Source organism: Archangium minus (assembly GCF_044360475.1).
Classification (GTDB): Bacteria; Myxococcota; Myxococcia; order Myxococcales; family Myxococcaceae; genus Archangium; species Archangium minus.
In genome coordinates this window covers 1,071,842-1,084,451 of sequence record NZ_CP043494.1, presented here as the reverse complement: position 1 = coordinate 1,084,451, position 12,610 = coordinate 1,071,842, and the positions used below count along the sequence as shown (strand labels likewise).

Genomic DNA, 12,610 nt, shown 5'->3' with positions numbered 1-12,610 from the left:
CATGCTTTCCCGTTTTTTCAAGGAGATAGCGGCTACAAGAGCCCCTGTAGCCGCGCACGAGCCGGTGCTCAGTCTTCGAGCTGGGACTCGTAGACGAGCTCGCCCTTGAGCGTGAGGATGAGGCCGGTGCCCAGCTCGCCCTCCTCGTCGTCACGGCCCACATCGAGCTGCTGCGTCTCCTCGTCCCACTGGCCCACGTAGTACTCGCCACCGGCCGCCATCCACGCACGGTCGCCCGAGACGAGCGTCTCCACCGTTTCCCCCTTGTCGCTGGTGGCCCGGTAGACGCTCCACTCCACGCCGTCCTCCTTCATCTCGGACACCACCTCGGCGAGCTCCTCGTCCTGAGGCGTGCCTCCCTCCTTCGCCGGCTCCACCTTCCACTTGCGCTCGTCGGCCTTGGGCTTCTGCGCGAGCCAACCCCGCACCAGGTCCCGCATGGCCTGCTCGGCCTTGTCCTGGAGGCCCTTCATGTTCGCGGGCAGGCCCACCTCGTCCAGCGCCATCAGCGCCGTCTCCAGCTGGATTGCCTTCAGGGCCCAATCGTTCATCGCCGTCTTCAGCATCGCCTTCCATCTCCTCGGGCCATGTCCGGCCCGCAATCCAAACCCGGGGACGCCCCCTATCACGTTCCTTCTCCAGGGGGGGCCCTGCCTGTAACGCACAAGGGAGGGTTCCTTTCCTGGACTCCGGTACAACGCTCGTGTCCGCCCGTGAACGCGCGCCCACGCGCTTGCCGGCAGCCAACGGAGCGAGCAGCGCTCATGCTCGCCATATGGCGGGGCACTGCCCACCTTCACGGACACCGCCGCTCACACGGCGGCAAGGAGGCGGATGGTGGGCAGCGAGCGACAGGAACTGAGCCTGAATGGGCCCCCGGGAATTCCCCTAACGCGAGCCACGGGAAGCGTGCCCACCGTGAGCATCCCCCTGCAGATACGCAAGCCTACGCGGGCGAGGATGCTGGCGGTGCTACGCCCGGCGTTCGCGGTGGTGGGCCTGGGCGTGCTCGTTCTGCTCGTGCGGGACGTAGGGACCGAGGAGTTGGGGAAGGTCCTGTCCCGAGCGGCCCCCTGGCTGCCCCTGGTGCTCCTGCTCGAGGCGGCGCGTCTCGCACTGGACGCGGTGGGCACGTGGGTGGCGTACGGCAGCAGGGCCCAAGAGGTTCCCTTCCGCGCCATGCTCCGCGCGCAACTCATCAGCACCCCGGTGTCCACCCTGGCGCCCGCGGGGCGGACCGCGGGTGAGGCGATGAAGGCCGCACTGGTCAGCCGCTACACGGGAGGTGCCACGGCGGCGGCGGCGGCGGCCACGTCGCAGGCGGCCTCGCTGGTGTCAGGTGGCCTCATCTCCATTCCGTGCGCGCTCGCGGCGTACCTGTTGACGGGAAGTTCGTGGCTCACATTGGCGCTCGGAGTACACACGGTGGCGCTGGTGCTCGTGGGCATGGGAATGCGCGCGGGCATGCGAGCGCAAAGGATCGGGGCCTGGTTGAAGCGCCGCTTCCACCGCATCGCCACGCACACGGAGACCTTCCAGGACTCGGCTCGCTGCGACGGACTGCTCCCCGCCCGGCCCATCGTGGCCACCTTCCTCGGCCGCGCGCTGCAGGTGGTGCAGTACGGCACCCTCGCGGTGGCGGTGGGCATCGACACCAACACGTTGCAGGCGCTCGTCGCCCAGGGGCTCAACATGGTGGCGCTGGCGGTGGGCACGCTGGTGCCGGGGCAGTTCGGTGTGAGCGACGGGGCCTTCGCGCTGTCCGCGCAGCTCTTCGGCACCACCGTGGCCAAGGCCGTCTCCATCGCCCTGCTCGCGCATGTGGTGCAGGTGCTCTTCGTGCTGGTGGGCTCGCTCACGCCGATGGTGTGGAAGACGGACGCGCCGAAAGGTGATTAGACTCGCGCCCCCCGTTCCTGGAGGGAGCCCGCACTGATCAGAGCCCTGTTCCTCGGCCTCGTCCTCTTCTGTCTGCCCGGCTTCGCGCAGGAGCCCCCCTCCCCCGAGCCCGAGGGGCTCGCGGCGGTGAAGGCCCGCGGGGAGTTGTTGTGGGGTGCCGACGCGCAGGGCGGCGCCCCCTACGTCTTTCAGGACCCCATGGACCCCAACCGCCTCGTCGGCTTCGAGGTGGACCTGGCCGAGGCGATCGCCAGAAAGTTGGGCGTACGCGCACGGCCCGTGCTCGGACCCTGGGACACCCTGCTGGAGTTGCTGGCGCGCGGCGACTTCGACGTGGCGCTCAACGGCATTGAGGTGGCCGAGGAGAAGAAGCGCGTCTGCGACCTCTCACGTCCCTATTACACCGCCGCCGAGCGGCTCACGGTCCGCCGGGGAGACGCTCGCGCGCCCCACTCGTTGGCCCAGGTGAAGGGGCGTCCGGTGGGAACCCTGCCCGGCTCGCTGGCCGAGCGCATCCTCCGCCGAGAGGGTGCCCTGGTGAAGACGTATGAGGGCGGCCAGGACGAAATCTACGCGGACCTGAAGCTGGGCCGCACGGACGCGGTGCTGCTGGACGAGCCCATCACCCGCTACTACGGCGCCATCGACCCAGAGCTGGAGGTGGTGCCGGGCACCTTCGGCGAGGTGCGGTACGCGGTGGCCGTGCGCAAGGGCGAGGAGGAGCTGCGCCGGGCCATCGACTCGGCCTTGGAGGAGCTGCAGCGCGAGGGCACGCTGCGGACCCTCTACGAGCGGTGGGGCCTATGGACCGCGGAGACGGCGGCGCTGCTGGGCGACCCGAACCCGAGCCCCCGGGGCGTACCGGAGCAGTACGAGGCATGGCGCGCCTCGGTGGGGAAGATGCCCCCCTTCCTCGAGCGGGTGAGGGACCGCTACCCGAGCACGCTGGTGCTGTTCGCGCGCGGGGCGCTGATGACGTTGGGCGTGTCCCTGCTGTCCATGGCGCTGGCGGTAGTGGCGGGCGTGGTGCTGGCGGTGACGCGCGTCTACGGCCCCAGCCCCCTGCGCTGGCTGGCCATGGCCTATATCGAGGTGGTGCGTGGCACACCCCTGCTGGTGCAGCTCACGCTGGTGTACTTCGGGCTGCCCCAGCTCGGCCTGAACCTGGAGCCCCTGACAGCAGGTGTGCTGACGCTGGGGCTCAACTACGCGGCGGCCGAGGCGGAGAACTACCGGGCCGGGTTGTCCAGCGTACCCGCCGGCCAGCACGAGGCGGCGAAGGTGCTCGGACTCTCGCGGTGGCAGACGCTGCGCCACGTGGTGATGCCACAGGCCGTGCGCATCTCCCTGCCGCCGATGACGAATGACTTCATCGCGCTGCTGAAAGACAGCTCGCTCGTGTCGCTGGTGACGCTCACCGAGCTCACGCGCACCTACCTCAACCTGGCCAACGCCATGCGCGACCATCTAGGCCTCGGGCTCCTGGTGGCCCTCATCTACTTGCTGCTCGGCCTGCCCTTCGCTCACCTGGCGCGTACCGTGGAAGCCCGGCTCGGACGGCACCTCAAGGGGGTGCCGCGATGATCCGCGTCGAGGATGTGCGCAAGCGCTTCCCCGGCGCGGCCTCGGCCACCCTGGACGGTGTGTCCTTCACGCTGGAGACAGGTCAGCTGGCGGCCATCCTTGGGCCGAGCGGCTCCGGGAAGTCCACGCTGCTGCGCTGCATCGTGGGCCTGGAGCGGCTGGACTCGGGCTCCATCCACCTGGGCGGGCAGGCGGGGCTCGTGTTTCAGTCCTTTGAGTTGTTTCCCCATCTCACCGCGCTGGGTAACTGCACGCTGGCTCAGCGGCTGGTGGCCAAGCGCTCTCAGGAGGAGGCGGAGGCAAGGGCCCGTCTGCTCCTCGTGGAGCTGGGGCTGGGGCAGCGGCTGGATGCCTACCCGGAGATGCTCTCGGGCGGTCAGCGGCAACGCGTGGCCATCGCTCGCGCTCTGGCCATGGAGCCCGCAGTGCTCCTGTATGACGAGCCGACGAGTGCGTTGGATCCATCGCTGCGTCGTGAAGTGATGGAGGCCCTGCGCCGGGTGGGCTCGCTGGGAATGACTCAGCTCGTGGTGACGCATGATGTGCAGCTCGCACGAGCCGCCGAGCACGTCATGGTGCTGGACCATGGTCATCTCGTTGAACAGGGCCCTCCAGCGCAGGTGCTGGATTCGCCCCGACATGAGGCGACTCGTCGGCTGCTCGCTCAGGTCCACACTGACTGAGGTGGGAAGACGGTGACGGTTACCCTCACCCCGGCCCTCTCCCAGAGGGAGAGGGAGTGTTGTGCGCTGCGCACGGTCTCCTGCCTGGGGACGAGGCACACCTGAGCCGACCGCGTCACGGGCGTGGTTGCAACGTCGTCCTCCCGTACTCAATGACGGAAGAGGCCCCAAAGCTTGCGGCCTCCGGGAGATTTCATGAGGCAGCGGATCGACGACTACGCCCTGCTGGGTGACTGCCACTCGGCGGCCCTGGTGGGCCGTGATGGCTCTATCGACTGGGCCTGCTTCCCTCGCTTCGACTCGGCTTCGGTGTTCTGCCGCATCCTCGACGTGCAACGCGGCGGCTCCTTCCGCGTGAGCCCCGACGGCCCCTTCCAGTCCAAGCGCCGGTACATCGACGATACCAACGTGCTCATCACCACCTTCACCACCCCCACCGGCGTGCTGGAGGTGACGGACTGCATGCCCATCCGCACCGGCCTGGCTCGCAGCTCCCGCGTGGGAACACGGCACTCGTTGCTGCGACGGCTGCGCTGCACGAGTGGAGAGGTACATGCGCGCCTGGTGCTGGCTCCGCGCTTCGAGTACGGGGCCTTCGTGCCACGCATCCGCCTCACCTCACCCCAGACAGCCGAGCTGGTGGGGGGTGCGGACGCGCTGTGGGTGACGGCCACGCGCCCGCTGACGGCGCACGACAACGCCTTGCGCGCGCGCTGGCGCATGCGTGCCGGGGATGAGGTCTGGGTGGAGGCTGCGTGGACTCCCTCGCTCGTCGAGCGCACCCCGGCGGAGATGCCGGACCTGGCCACGCTGCGCCGACGGCTGGAGGACACGGTGTACTTCTGGCGCGATTGGATCTCCCACTGCGCCTACGAGGGCGAGTACACGCGCGAGGTGCGCCGCTCGGCGCTGGTGCTCAAGGCGCTCACGTACGCGCCCTCGGGAGCCATCGTGGCCGCCCCCACCACGTCCCTCCCCGAAGAGCTGGGCGGCGTACGCAACTGGGACTACCGCTACACCTGGCTGCGGGACACGACGCTCACGCTCATCTCGCTGATGCTCCTGGGCTACCAGGAGGAGACACTCGCCTTCCAGCGCTGGCTGGAGCGCACCAGCGCGGGCCGGGCCGAGGACGTTCAAATCATGTACAGCATCCGCGGCCACCGCCATCTGCCCGAGGTGGAGCTGCCCCACCTGGAAGGCCACCAGGGCTCGCGGCCCGTGCGGGCCGGCAATGGAGCGGTGAAGCAGCTCCAGCTCGACGTCTTCGGAGAGCTGCTGGAGGGAGCGTGGCTCTTCTCGAAGATGGGCGGAAGGATGTCACAGCGGCACTGGGACTTCCTGCGCGGGCTGGTGGATGACGTGTGCGTGCGCTGGCGCCAGCCGGACCAGGGCCTGTGGGAAGTCCGGGACGAGCCCCGGCACTTCATCCACTCGAAGCTGCTGTGTTGGGTGGCGTTGGACAGGGCCATCCGCATCGCGCGAACGCGGCGGCTCCCCGCCCCCGTGGGGCGCTGGGCACGCGAGCGCGCGTTGCTGCGCGAGTACCTCCTGAAGGAGGGCGCGCGCATCGGGTGGTTCTCCCAGTCGGTGGGCACGGACATACCGGACGCCTCGGTGCTGCAGCTCCCGGCGTTGGGCTTCCTCCCCTCGGCCCACCCGCTGGTGAGCCGCACGGTGAAGGAGATGCGCACGCGGCTGGAGAAGGACGGGCTGCTCTTCCGCTACCACGCGCCGGACGGCCTGAGCGGCGGCGAGGGCACCTTCCTCCTGTGCTCCTTCTGGCTGCACGACGTGCTGGTGCACTCGGGCAGGACGGGAGAGGCGGAGGATCTGCTGCGGCACCTGTTGAGCCTGTCCAACGACGTGGGCCTCTACGCGGAGGAGGCAGTGCCGGGCACGGGCGAGGCGCTAGGCAACTTCCCGCAGGCCTTCACGCACATGGCGCTGGTCGCCTCGTGCGCGCAGCTCTCCGCGGGCCGCAGCTTCCAGCTCCCGCGGCCGGGCGCGTACGACTACGCGGACTTCGCGCTCACCTACCACCTCGGCCGGCGCTCCATGTTCATGTCCCACTTCTCGTGGGAGGCCGCGCACTAGCCTCACCCCCCCGCGCTCAGCCCTGCCTGCGGGTGAACGTCACCGGGTCGTACTCCGAGAGCGGAAGGAAACGCAGCGGCTCCGTCGTACCGAGCGAGACGAGCCGCTGGCCATACTGCTCGAGGTAGCGGGCCCGCCCCTCGTCCCCGACGTGGGCGGCGCTCCAGGCCACGAACGGGGGCAGGACGTCGAACCCCGTGAAACGCAGGATGCCGTAGTGGATGGGGAGGAGCAGTTGGTCCAGGGAGCCGAACAACCCGACCTCGGAGAAGATGGACTCCGAGCCTCCCGTGGTCAACGAGAGCATGGCCCGTTTCCCCCGCAGCTTCCCGGCGTCGAACCACTGGCCTCCACCGTAGATGGTCCCCATGGCGAATACCCGGTCCACCCAGCCCTTGAGGATGGCCGGGAAGGAGAACCACCAGAGCGGGAATTGGAAGATGAGCACATCGCACCGCAGGAGCTTCTCCAGCTCGGTCTTGATGGCCGGAGTGAAGCCCCCGCCCTCCCGGGCGTGCAGCTCCTCCTGCTGCTGCTTGAAGAAGGTCGGATCCTTGCTCGTCACGAAGTTGCGGCGATCCGACACGGGGTCCCACCCCATGGCGTAGAGATCGGACACCACGACCTGGTGCCCCTGCGCGGTCAGCACACTCTGGGCGTGACGGGTGAGCGCGCCATTGAAGCTCTTCGGCTCCGGGTGCGCGTGCACGATGAAGACATTCATGAGGACCTCCCAGCAGACACACGCCCGGTCAGGCGGTGCCAGTGAAGGTCCTGTTTATCGGCTTGCGCTCGCGTTCGTTCAAGTACTCATGATTTTCGTATATAGTCATTAAAAACAGAGTATGGGTGCCGCATGAAGAAACAGCGCGAGCCCTCGGACTTCGAGTGTCCGGTGGAGCTGACCCTGGATGTCATCGGTGGGAAGTGGAAGGGCGTCATCCTCTACTACCTGCTCAAGGAGGAGACGCTGCGCTTCGGCGAGTTCCGGCGGCTCATGCCGCGGATCACCCTGCAGATGCTCACCAACCAGTTGCGCGAGCTCGAGGCGGACGGCGTGGTTCACCGTGAGGTCTACCCCCAGGTGCCACCCAAGGTGGAGTACTCCCTCACCGAGTTCGGTAAGAGCCTCGGGCCCATCATCCGCCTCATGCTCGAGTGGGGCCGCCGCCATGAGCAGCACCTGCGGGCGGATGCGGGTGAAGAGCGAGAGACACAGCTCCCGCCACCTCGTACGAGGCAGCCCGTAGCCCCTGGACGTCGCCGGGCAGCTTCCCCGGGATGACGCTACTGGCGGACTAATACCCCAGGCTTGGATCGTACCGGGGCGCCAGCAGCGAGAGCACCACCAGCTCCGTGACGTCCTTGCCACCCTGCAGGTTCGTGGCGAGGCACCGGGGCGTGTAGATGAAGCCCCAGGGCAGCCCCCACCACCCGAGGAACAGCGAGAGCAGGGTGTAGCCCAGACTCAAGATGAACGTGCCCTGTCCGGCCCGTACGAAGTACACGTCCGACGAGCGTTTCGTGGTCGTGACGAAGAATGAGACGCAGTACTCGAAGACCACGAACCTGCCGCCGCGGCGCAGCTCATCCTCGACTTGCGCCGTGGACAGGCCCTCCATACCGAGGATGCCAGCCATACAGCCCCCTGTCCGAGATTGCGGCCGGAGCCGCGAAGAACAGACTGTCACACGGTACATGGCGAAGATGCGGCTGCACAGTCACGCAGAGAGAGAAGTGGCGTGACACCACGACAAGAAAGAGGCCTCCAATACTCTGCGTACAGGTGCAATCCTGTAACGCCTCTCACCGTTGAAGACGACCACTCTCAGAGTCTGAGAACGGCCCTCCCAGACAGAATACAGAGGTTCAGTGTGTTGCTTTGGAAGCAACACACAAATGTCTCCACGTGAACGAAGGACACGGCATCGCCCTTTCCGAGCGGGCGGACGAGGGAGCGGCGTCCGCGCACGTGCCACGCCCGAGCCCCCTGCTTACCGTGAAGGGTCGGGAGGAAGGCATGGCCACGAAGAAGACGGAGAAGAAGGATCCCATCGCGCATCTGAGCGAGCTCATCCACGGCATCAAGGTCGCGATGATGACGACGGTGGAGGAGGACGGCACCCTGCGCAGCCGTCCCATGTGGACGCACGATCGGGACTTTGACGGGGAGCTGTGGTTCTTCACCCGCGAACACTCTCCCAAGGTGGATGAGGTGGAGCGAGACCACCACGTCAACCTCTCCTATTCGGAGCCCGGCAAGGATCGCTACGTGTCGGTGAGCGGCATGGCGCGGCTGGTGCTCGATAAGGAGAAGGCCCGCGAGCTGTGGAACCCCACCCTCAAGGCCTGGTTCCCCCTGGGTGTGGATGACCCCGAGCTCGCGCTGCTGTGCGTGACGGTGAACAAGGCCGAGTACTGGGACACGCCCAACAAGCGCATGGTGCAGCTCGTGGGCTTCGTGAAGAGCGTCATCACCGGCGAGCAGTTCCGCCCGGGTGAGAACGAGAAGGTGAACCTCGACGAGTCCGGCCCCGCGCTGCACTGACGCGGCCCCGCCGCACCCGGTGGGTGGAGGTCTTTCGCGCTATGCTGGGCGCGTCATGACCTCCTCCTTCGCCGAGCACTTCCCCGCCCTGCGGTCGGGTTTCAGCTACCTCGACAACGCCGCCGGGGCTCAGGTGCCCACCCACACCATCGACGCCCTCTCCCAGTTCCTCGCCAGTGGGAGCTGCAACGTGGGCCAGCCCTACGCGGCCTCCGTGCGCGCCACCGAGGTGAAGGCCCAGGCCCGCGCCGCCACCGCAGAGTTCCTCCACTGTCAGCCCGAGGAGGTCATGCTGGGCACCAGCGCGACCGCCCTCACCTTCCAGCTCTCGCGCGCCTTCTCGCGCCTGTTCCAGCCCGGAGATGAAATCATCGTCTCGGAGCTGGAGCACGAGTCCAACGCCAGCCCCTGGCGCTGGCTGGAGGCCCAGGGCGCAGTGGTGAAGGTGTGGCACGCGCGCTGGCCCGAGGGGCGTCTGGAGCCGGCCGATCTGCGCCCGCTGCTCACCCCACGCACCCGGCTCGTCGCCGTCACCGCCGCCGCCAACTCCGTGGGCACCACGCCTGACGTGGCCGCCGCCGGCGAGCTCGCCCACTCCGTGGGGGCGTGGCTCATCGTCGACGCGGTGCACTCCAGCCCGCACCTGCTGCCCGACGTGAAGGCCTGGGGCGCGGACTTCGCGACGTTCTCTCCCTACAAGGTCTTCGGTCCCCACCTGGGCTGCCTGTACGTGCGCCGGGAGCTGCTGCCCCGACTGCCCGCGGACAAGCTGTGGTTCGTGCCCGAGGACAGCCCGCAGAAGTTCGAGCCCGGCACCGCCAACCACGAGGGCCTCGCCGGCTGGCTGGGCTCGTTGCGCTACGTGCGCGAGGTGCTCGGTGGTGGGCAGCCCGGGCGCGCGGGACTGGAGCAGGCCTTCCGTCGCATCGAGTCGCTCGAGCGTCCGCTGCTGGAGTCCACGCTGGAGCGGCTGCGCACCCACCCACGCGTGCGGCTGTATGGCATCCCCGAGCCTCGGGGCCGAGTAGCCACCTTCTGCTTCAACGTCCCGGGACTCGCGCCGCGCGCCGTCGCCGAGCACCTGGCCCACCGCGAGGTCGGCGTGGCCGCGGGCCACTACTACGCCACCCTGGCCATGCAGGGGCTGGGCCTCATGCCCGAGGGCGCGGTGCGCGTCTCGCTGCTGCACTACAACACGCCCGAGGACGTCGACCGGCTCATCGCCGGACTGGACGCCCTTCCCTGAATCTCACGAGACAGGCCAACCTGCCCCATCGGGTCGGGCTGGCCTTCCCAACGTCACTCAGCGCGTGAGCGCGGTGGCGATGATGTTGAGCACCTTGAGCTGAGCTGGGGACAAGTTGCGCAACGAGCGCGCAAGCCGCCGCAAATCCGGCGAGCGCTCCTCCCGGGGCGGCAGCGAGTCCACCCAGGCCGTTACCTCCGAGTGACTCAGGCTCAGCAGCGTGTCGGAGGGAATCTTCAGGACGATGCTCAGACGGCGCAGCGTGGGGACGCTGGGCATCATTCCTCCGCGCTCGATGCGACCGTAGACGCCCGGGGCCAGGCCGACCTTCTCGGCCGCCTCCGCCTGGGTGAGCCCCGCGCGCAGCCGGGCGGCACGCGCCGCCGCTCCCAAGGCCAGAGCCAGCTTGTCGTCCATGCGCTGCTGCGAAGGGGGGGGAGGGGTACGTTTCGATGCCATGGTGCCTGACGTCCAAAGAGACGTTGGGGGACATTACCCGAGAGGCCAACCCGCGCCTAGAGACTTGCGGAATCCCCTCCCACTCGGAAGCCCCACCGCTCCGGTCCCCCTTGCCGTGTATTCCCATGACCTGAGGCGTCCCCCTCTTGCCACGTAGGGACGTAGGGCGTTCGGGTGAGCAGGCGCCTCCTGCGGGGTCGGAGTCCGCGTGCCCACGTTCGGGGTCAAGCAGCTGACACCCCAACCCACGGAGAAGAAACGATGGCCGGAAAGATGAAGACGCGGCTCACCCTGGCGGGACTGCTCGCGGCAGCCCTGGCGCTGGGCACCGTTGGAAGCCAGCGCGCCGAGGCACGTCCGCAGGATCTCCTCCAGCAGCAGCAGGGTGGGACCACCCAGGAGAACACCGATACGACCACCGAGGACCAGGACACGCTCGACGAGCCCGGCACCGGCGGTGCGGGTGACACCGGTGACACCGGCGGCACCGAGGGCATGACGAACGAGCCCGGCACCGGTGGCGCGGGTGACACCGGCGTGCTCGACGAGGACGAAGGCGTCCTCCAGCCGGGCGTGAATGACGAGGGGCTCGACTCCGACGAGGGTCAGGCCGACCAGGACACCGTGGAGCAGGGCACGCGCGCGCAGCCCGAGGACTAACCCGCTCCCGCCGGACGCCTCCCGGACTCCGCCGTGCCCACGTCGGAGCCGGGAGGCAGTACGATCTGAAGGATGAGCCCGCGCCGGCGTCGCGCCAGGTCCAGCCGACGCTCGAGCGCCATGCGCTCCTGGCGGACGTCCTGGGACTGGGTGAGCTGTGGCTGGGTGAGGACCCGCGCCGAGATCGCCAGGAGCCGCTCGTTGATGGCCTGCAATTCGTCATCGAGCAGCACAGGCTGGATGTGGCGCGGCACGTCGCGCTTGCTGAGCGCGAGGTAGTGGTTGTTCTCAATCCACACCGGCAGGACGGACATCCCCTCCAGCGACACGGGCGCCCCCGGCCTGGGACGCGACAGCGAGAGCTTCAGTAGCATCGAGTCCCGCTTCCTCCCGTTCTCCTCCATGTGACGACCCTGGATGAAGTGTCGGTCCTGGTTCGCGATGAGGTTGCCCAGGGAGAAGGCGATGAGCGTGTCGCGCCCCGAGGTGGTGCGGTACGACTCGATGGGCTGCAGCACGTGGGGATGGTGGCCGATGATGGCGAGCGCGCCGGCCTCCAGCAGGGCCCGGGCCAGCTTGCGGTCCTCCGGTTGCGGCGCGTGGGAGTACTCGATGCCCCAGTGGATGGAGACGATGAGCGCGTCACAGCGCCGGGCCGCGGCACGCACCAACTCCACGGCCGACTCGGGGTCGAGACCGACTTTGACTTTCGAGGGATAGGGCACGAAGGCGACGTGGGGAGAGGCATCCGGGTCCGTCGGGTTGCGAGCACCGTTCAGCCACCGGGTGAAGGACAGGAAGCCAATCCGCATCCCGCGCTTCTCGAGGATGAGGGGCTCCCACGCCGCGGCCTCGGAGGGACCCGAGCCAACGCCCTGGAGGCCCGCCTTGGCCAGGTGCGCCCAGGTGGCCTGGATGCCCGCGCGGCGCTGGTCGAAGGCATGGTTGTTGGCGAGTGACACCACGTCCACCCCAGCAACGGCCAGCGCGTGCAGCATGGCGGACGGCGCATCGAAGCGGAGGGGCCCGGTGGAGGCCAGCGGATCTCCACTGACAGGCGTCTCCAGGTTCACCATCGCGACATCGGCGGAGCGCAGCGCATTGGCGAGGGGGCCGAAGACGTGGTCCCACCCCTCGTTGTTGCGCGAGCGGGCCGGGCCGGCATCGCCCGAATCGACGCGCGCGTGGTCGGCCGCAGCCTCCTTCACCTCGCCATGGGGGATGACATCTCCTCCGAAGACGAGCTCCACGCGCTGGGGTGGGGTGGCACACAACAACGGGACGAGCAGGAACGCCGCAGCAAACACGCTCCCACGCTAGCCGAGCGGGCGGCCTGGAGGACAGCCCCCCATGTCCCAAAGGACATGGCCGAGGGTCCAGGTCGCCGCGCGGACCTCTCAGTGCAGGGACTCCCTTGTGGGGGAGCGGCTTGCG

The 12,610-nt window shown here is 68.5% G+C and carries 13 protein-coding genes; 8 read left to right on the top strand and 5 right to left on the bottom strand.

The window, feature by feature from the left end:
• Positions 1–68 precede the first annotated feature (68 nt).
• Positions 69–566: a hypothetical protein gene (locus tag F0U60_RS04605; RefSeq protein WP_395814432.1), complete on the bottom strand. Its 498-nt coding sequence runs from the start codon at positions 564–566 to the stop codon at positions 69–71.
• Positions 567–918: 352 nt separating this feature from the next.
• On the opposite strand from F0U60_RS04605, the gene F0U60_RS04600 reads away from it, so the two are divergent.
• The 4 genes from F0U60_RS04600 to F0U60_RS04585 all read left to right on the top strand — a co-directional run bounded on the left by F0U60_RS04600 (position 919) and on the right by F0U60_RS04585 (position 6,263).
• Entirely contained in the window at positions 919–1,899 is a 981-nt protein-coding gene (locus F0U60_RS04600) for a lysylphosphatidylglycerol synthase transmembrane domain-containing protein (protein ID WP_395814429.1), read from the top strand.
• Positions 1,900–2,025: 126 nt separating this feature from the next.
• On the top strand, positions 2,026–3,483 hold the full coding sequence (locus F0U60_RS04595) for an ABC transporter substrate-binding protein/permease (protein WP_395814425.1): 1,458 nt from the start codon (positions 2,026–2,028) through the stop codon (positions 3,481–3,483).
• Complete coding sequence (locus tag F0U60_RS04590; protein WP_395814422.1) at positions 3,480–4,166, top strand: amino acid ABC transporter ATP-binding protein; 687 nt, start codon at positions 3,480–3,482, stop codon at positions 4,164–4,166. Before F0U60_RS04595 ends, F0U60_RS04590 begins: the two co-directional genes overlap by 4 nt.
• Positions 4,167–4,361: 195 nt before the next feature.
• The gene (locus F0U60_RS04585) at positions 4,362–6,263 is read left to right on the top strand and encodes a glycoside hydrolase family 15 protein (RefSeq protein ID WP_395814419.1); all 1,902 of its coding nucleotides are present in this window, start codon (positions 4,362–4,364) and stop codon (positions 6,261–6,263) included.
• Between the two features lie 16 nt (positions 6,264–6,279).
• On the opposite strand, the gene F0U60_RS04580 is transcribed toward F0U60_RS04585, so the two are convergent.
• The gene (locus F0U60_RS04580; protein ID WP_395814416.1) at positions 6,280–6,987 is read right to left on the bottom strand and encodes an NAD(P)H-dependent oxidoreductase; all 708 of its coding nucleotides are present in this window, start codon (positions 6,985–6,987) and stop codon (positions 6,280–6,282) included.
• A 132-nt stretch (positions 6,988–7,119) separates the two neighbouring features.
• Between F0U60_RS04580 and F0U60_RS04575 the strand changes: the two genes are divergently transcribed.
• Positions 7,120–7,548, top strand: a complete 429-nt coding sequence (locus F0U60_RS04575) for a winged helix-turn-helix transcriptional regulator (RefSeq protein ID WP_395814413.1) — start codon at positions 7,120–7,122, stop codon at positions 7,546–7,548.
• Positions 7,549–7,561: 13 nt separating this feature from the next.
• Here F0U60_RS04575 and F0U60_RS04570 read toward each other — a convergent pair whose 3' ends face one another.
• On the bottom strand, positions 7,562–7,903 hold the full coding sequence (locus F0U60_RS04570; RefSeq protein ID WP_395814410.1) for a hypothetical protein: 342 nt from the start codon (positions 7,901–7,903) through the stop codon (positions 7,562–7,564).
• 380 nt (positions 7,904–8,283) lie between these two features.
• Between F0U60_RS04570 and F0U60_RS04565 the strand changes: the two genes are divergently transcribed.
• Together F0U60_RS04565 and F0U60_RS04560 are read left to right on the top strand one after the other, a co-directional pair.
• Positions 8,284–8,811, top strand: coding sequence for a pyridoxamine 5'-phosphate oxidase family protein (locus F0U60_RS04565; protein ID WP_395814407.1), 528 nt, complete (start codon positions 8,284–8,286; stop codon positions 8,809–8,811).
• 55 nt (positions 8,812–8,866) lie between these two features.
• Positions 8,867–10,057, top strand: a complete 1,191-nt coding sequence (locus F0U60_RS04560) for a cysteine desulfurase-like protein (protein ID WP_395814403.1) — start codon at positions 8,867–8,869, stop codon at positions 10,055–10,057.
• Between the two features lie 57 nt (positions 10,058–10,114).
• Here the strand turns inward: F0U60_RS04560 and F0U60_RS04555 are convergent, their stop codons facing one another.
• Complete coding sequence (locus tag F0U60_RS04555; RefSeq protein WP_395814400.1) at positions 10,115–10,516, bottom strand: helix-turn-helix transcriptional regulator; 402 nt, start codon at positions 10,514–10,516, stop codon at positions 10,115–10,117.
• Between the two features lie 261 nt (positions 10,517–10,777).
• Here F0U60_RS04555 and F0U60_RS04550 point away from each other — a divergent pair, with 261 nt between their 5' ends.
• The gene (locus F0U60_RS04550; RefSeq protein WP_395814397.1) at positions 10,778–11,176 is read left to right on the top strand and encodes a hypothetical protein; all 399 of its coding nucleotides are present in this window, start codon (positions 10,778–10,780) and stop codon (positions 11,174–11,176) included.
• On the opposite strand, the gene F0U60_RS04545 is transcribed toward F0U60_RS04550, so the two are convergent.
• Complete coding sequence (locus F0U60_RS04545; RefSeq protein WP_395814394.1) at positions 11,173–12,483, bottom strand: CapA family protein; 1,311 nt, start codon at positions 12,481–12,483, stop codon at positions 11,173–11,175. The two genes, F0U60_RS04550 and F0U60_RS04545, sit on opposite strands and share 4 nt — an antisense overlap.
• Positions 12,484–12,610 lie beyond the last annotated feature (127 nt).

What these genes read in the sequence shown, in the direction of transcription:
- F0U60_RS04580 (WP_395814416.1), bottom strand. Translation starts at nt 6,987, where the DNA reads ATGAATGTCTTCATCGTGCACGCGCACCCGGAGCCGAAGAGCTTCAAT.
- F0U60_RS04575 (WP_395814413.1), top strand. Translation starts at nt 7,120, where the DNA reads ATGAAGAAACAGCGCGAGCCCTCGGACTTCGAGTGTCCGGTGGAGCTG.
- F0U60_RS04590 (WP_395814422.1), top strand. Translation starts at nt 3,480, where the DNA reads ATGATCCGCGTCGAGGATGTGCGCAAGCGCTTCCCCGGCGCGGCCTCG.
- F0U60_RS04565 (WP_395814407.1), top strand. Translation starts at nt 8,284, where the DNA reads ATGGCCACGAAGAAGACGGAGAAGAAGGATCCCATCGCGCATCTGAGC.
- F0U60_RS04605 (WP_395814432.1), bottom strand. Translation starts at nt 566, where the DNA reads ATGCTGAAGACGGCGATGAACGATTGGGCCCTGAAGGCAATCCAGCTG.
- F0U60_RS04585 (WP_395814419.1), top strand. Translation starts at nt 4,362, where the DNA reads ATGAGGCAGCGGATCGACGACTACGCCCTGCTGGGTGACTGCCACTCG.
- F0U60_RS04560 (WP_395814403.1), top strand. Translation starts at nt 8,867, where the DNA reads ATGACCTCCTCCTTCGCCGAGCACTTCCCCGCCCTGCGGTCGGGTTTC.
- F0U60_RS04570 (WP_395814410.1), bottom strand. Translation starts at nt 7,903, where the DNA reads ATGGCTGGCATCCTCGGTATGGAGGGCCTGTCCACGGCGCAAGTCGAG.
- F0U60_RS04555 (WP_395814400.1), bottom strand. Translation starts at nt 10,516, where the DNA reads ATGGCATCGAAACGTACCCCTCCCCCCCCTTCGCAGCAGCGCATGGAC.
- F0U60_RS04550 (WP_395814397.1), top strand. Translation starts at nt 10,778, where the DNA reads ATGGCCGGAAAGATGAAGACGCGGCTCACCCTGGCGGGACTGCTCGCG.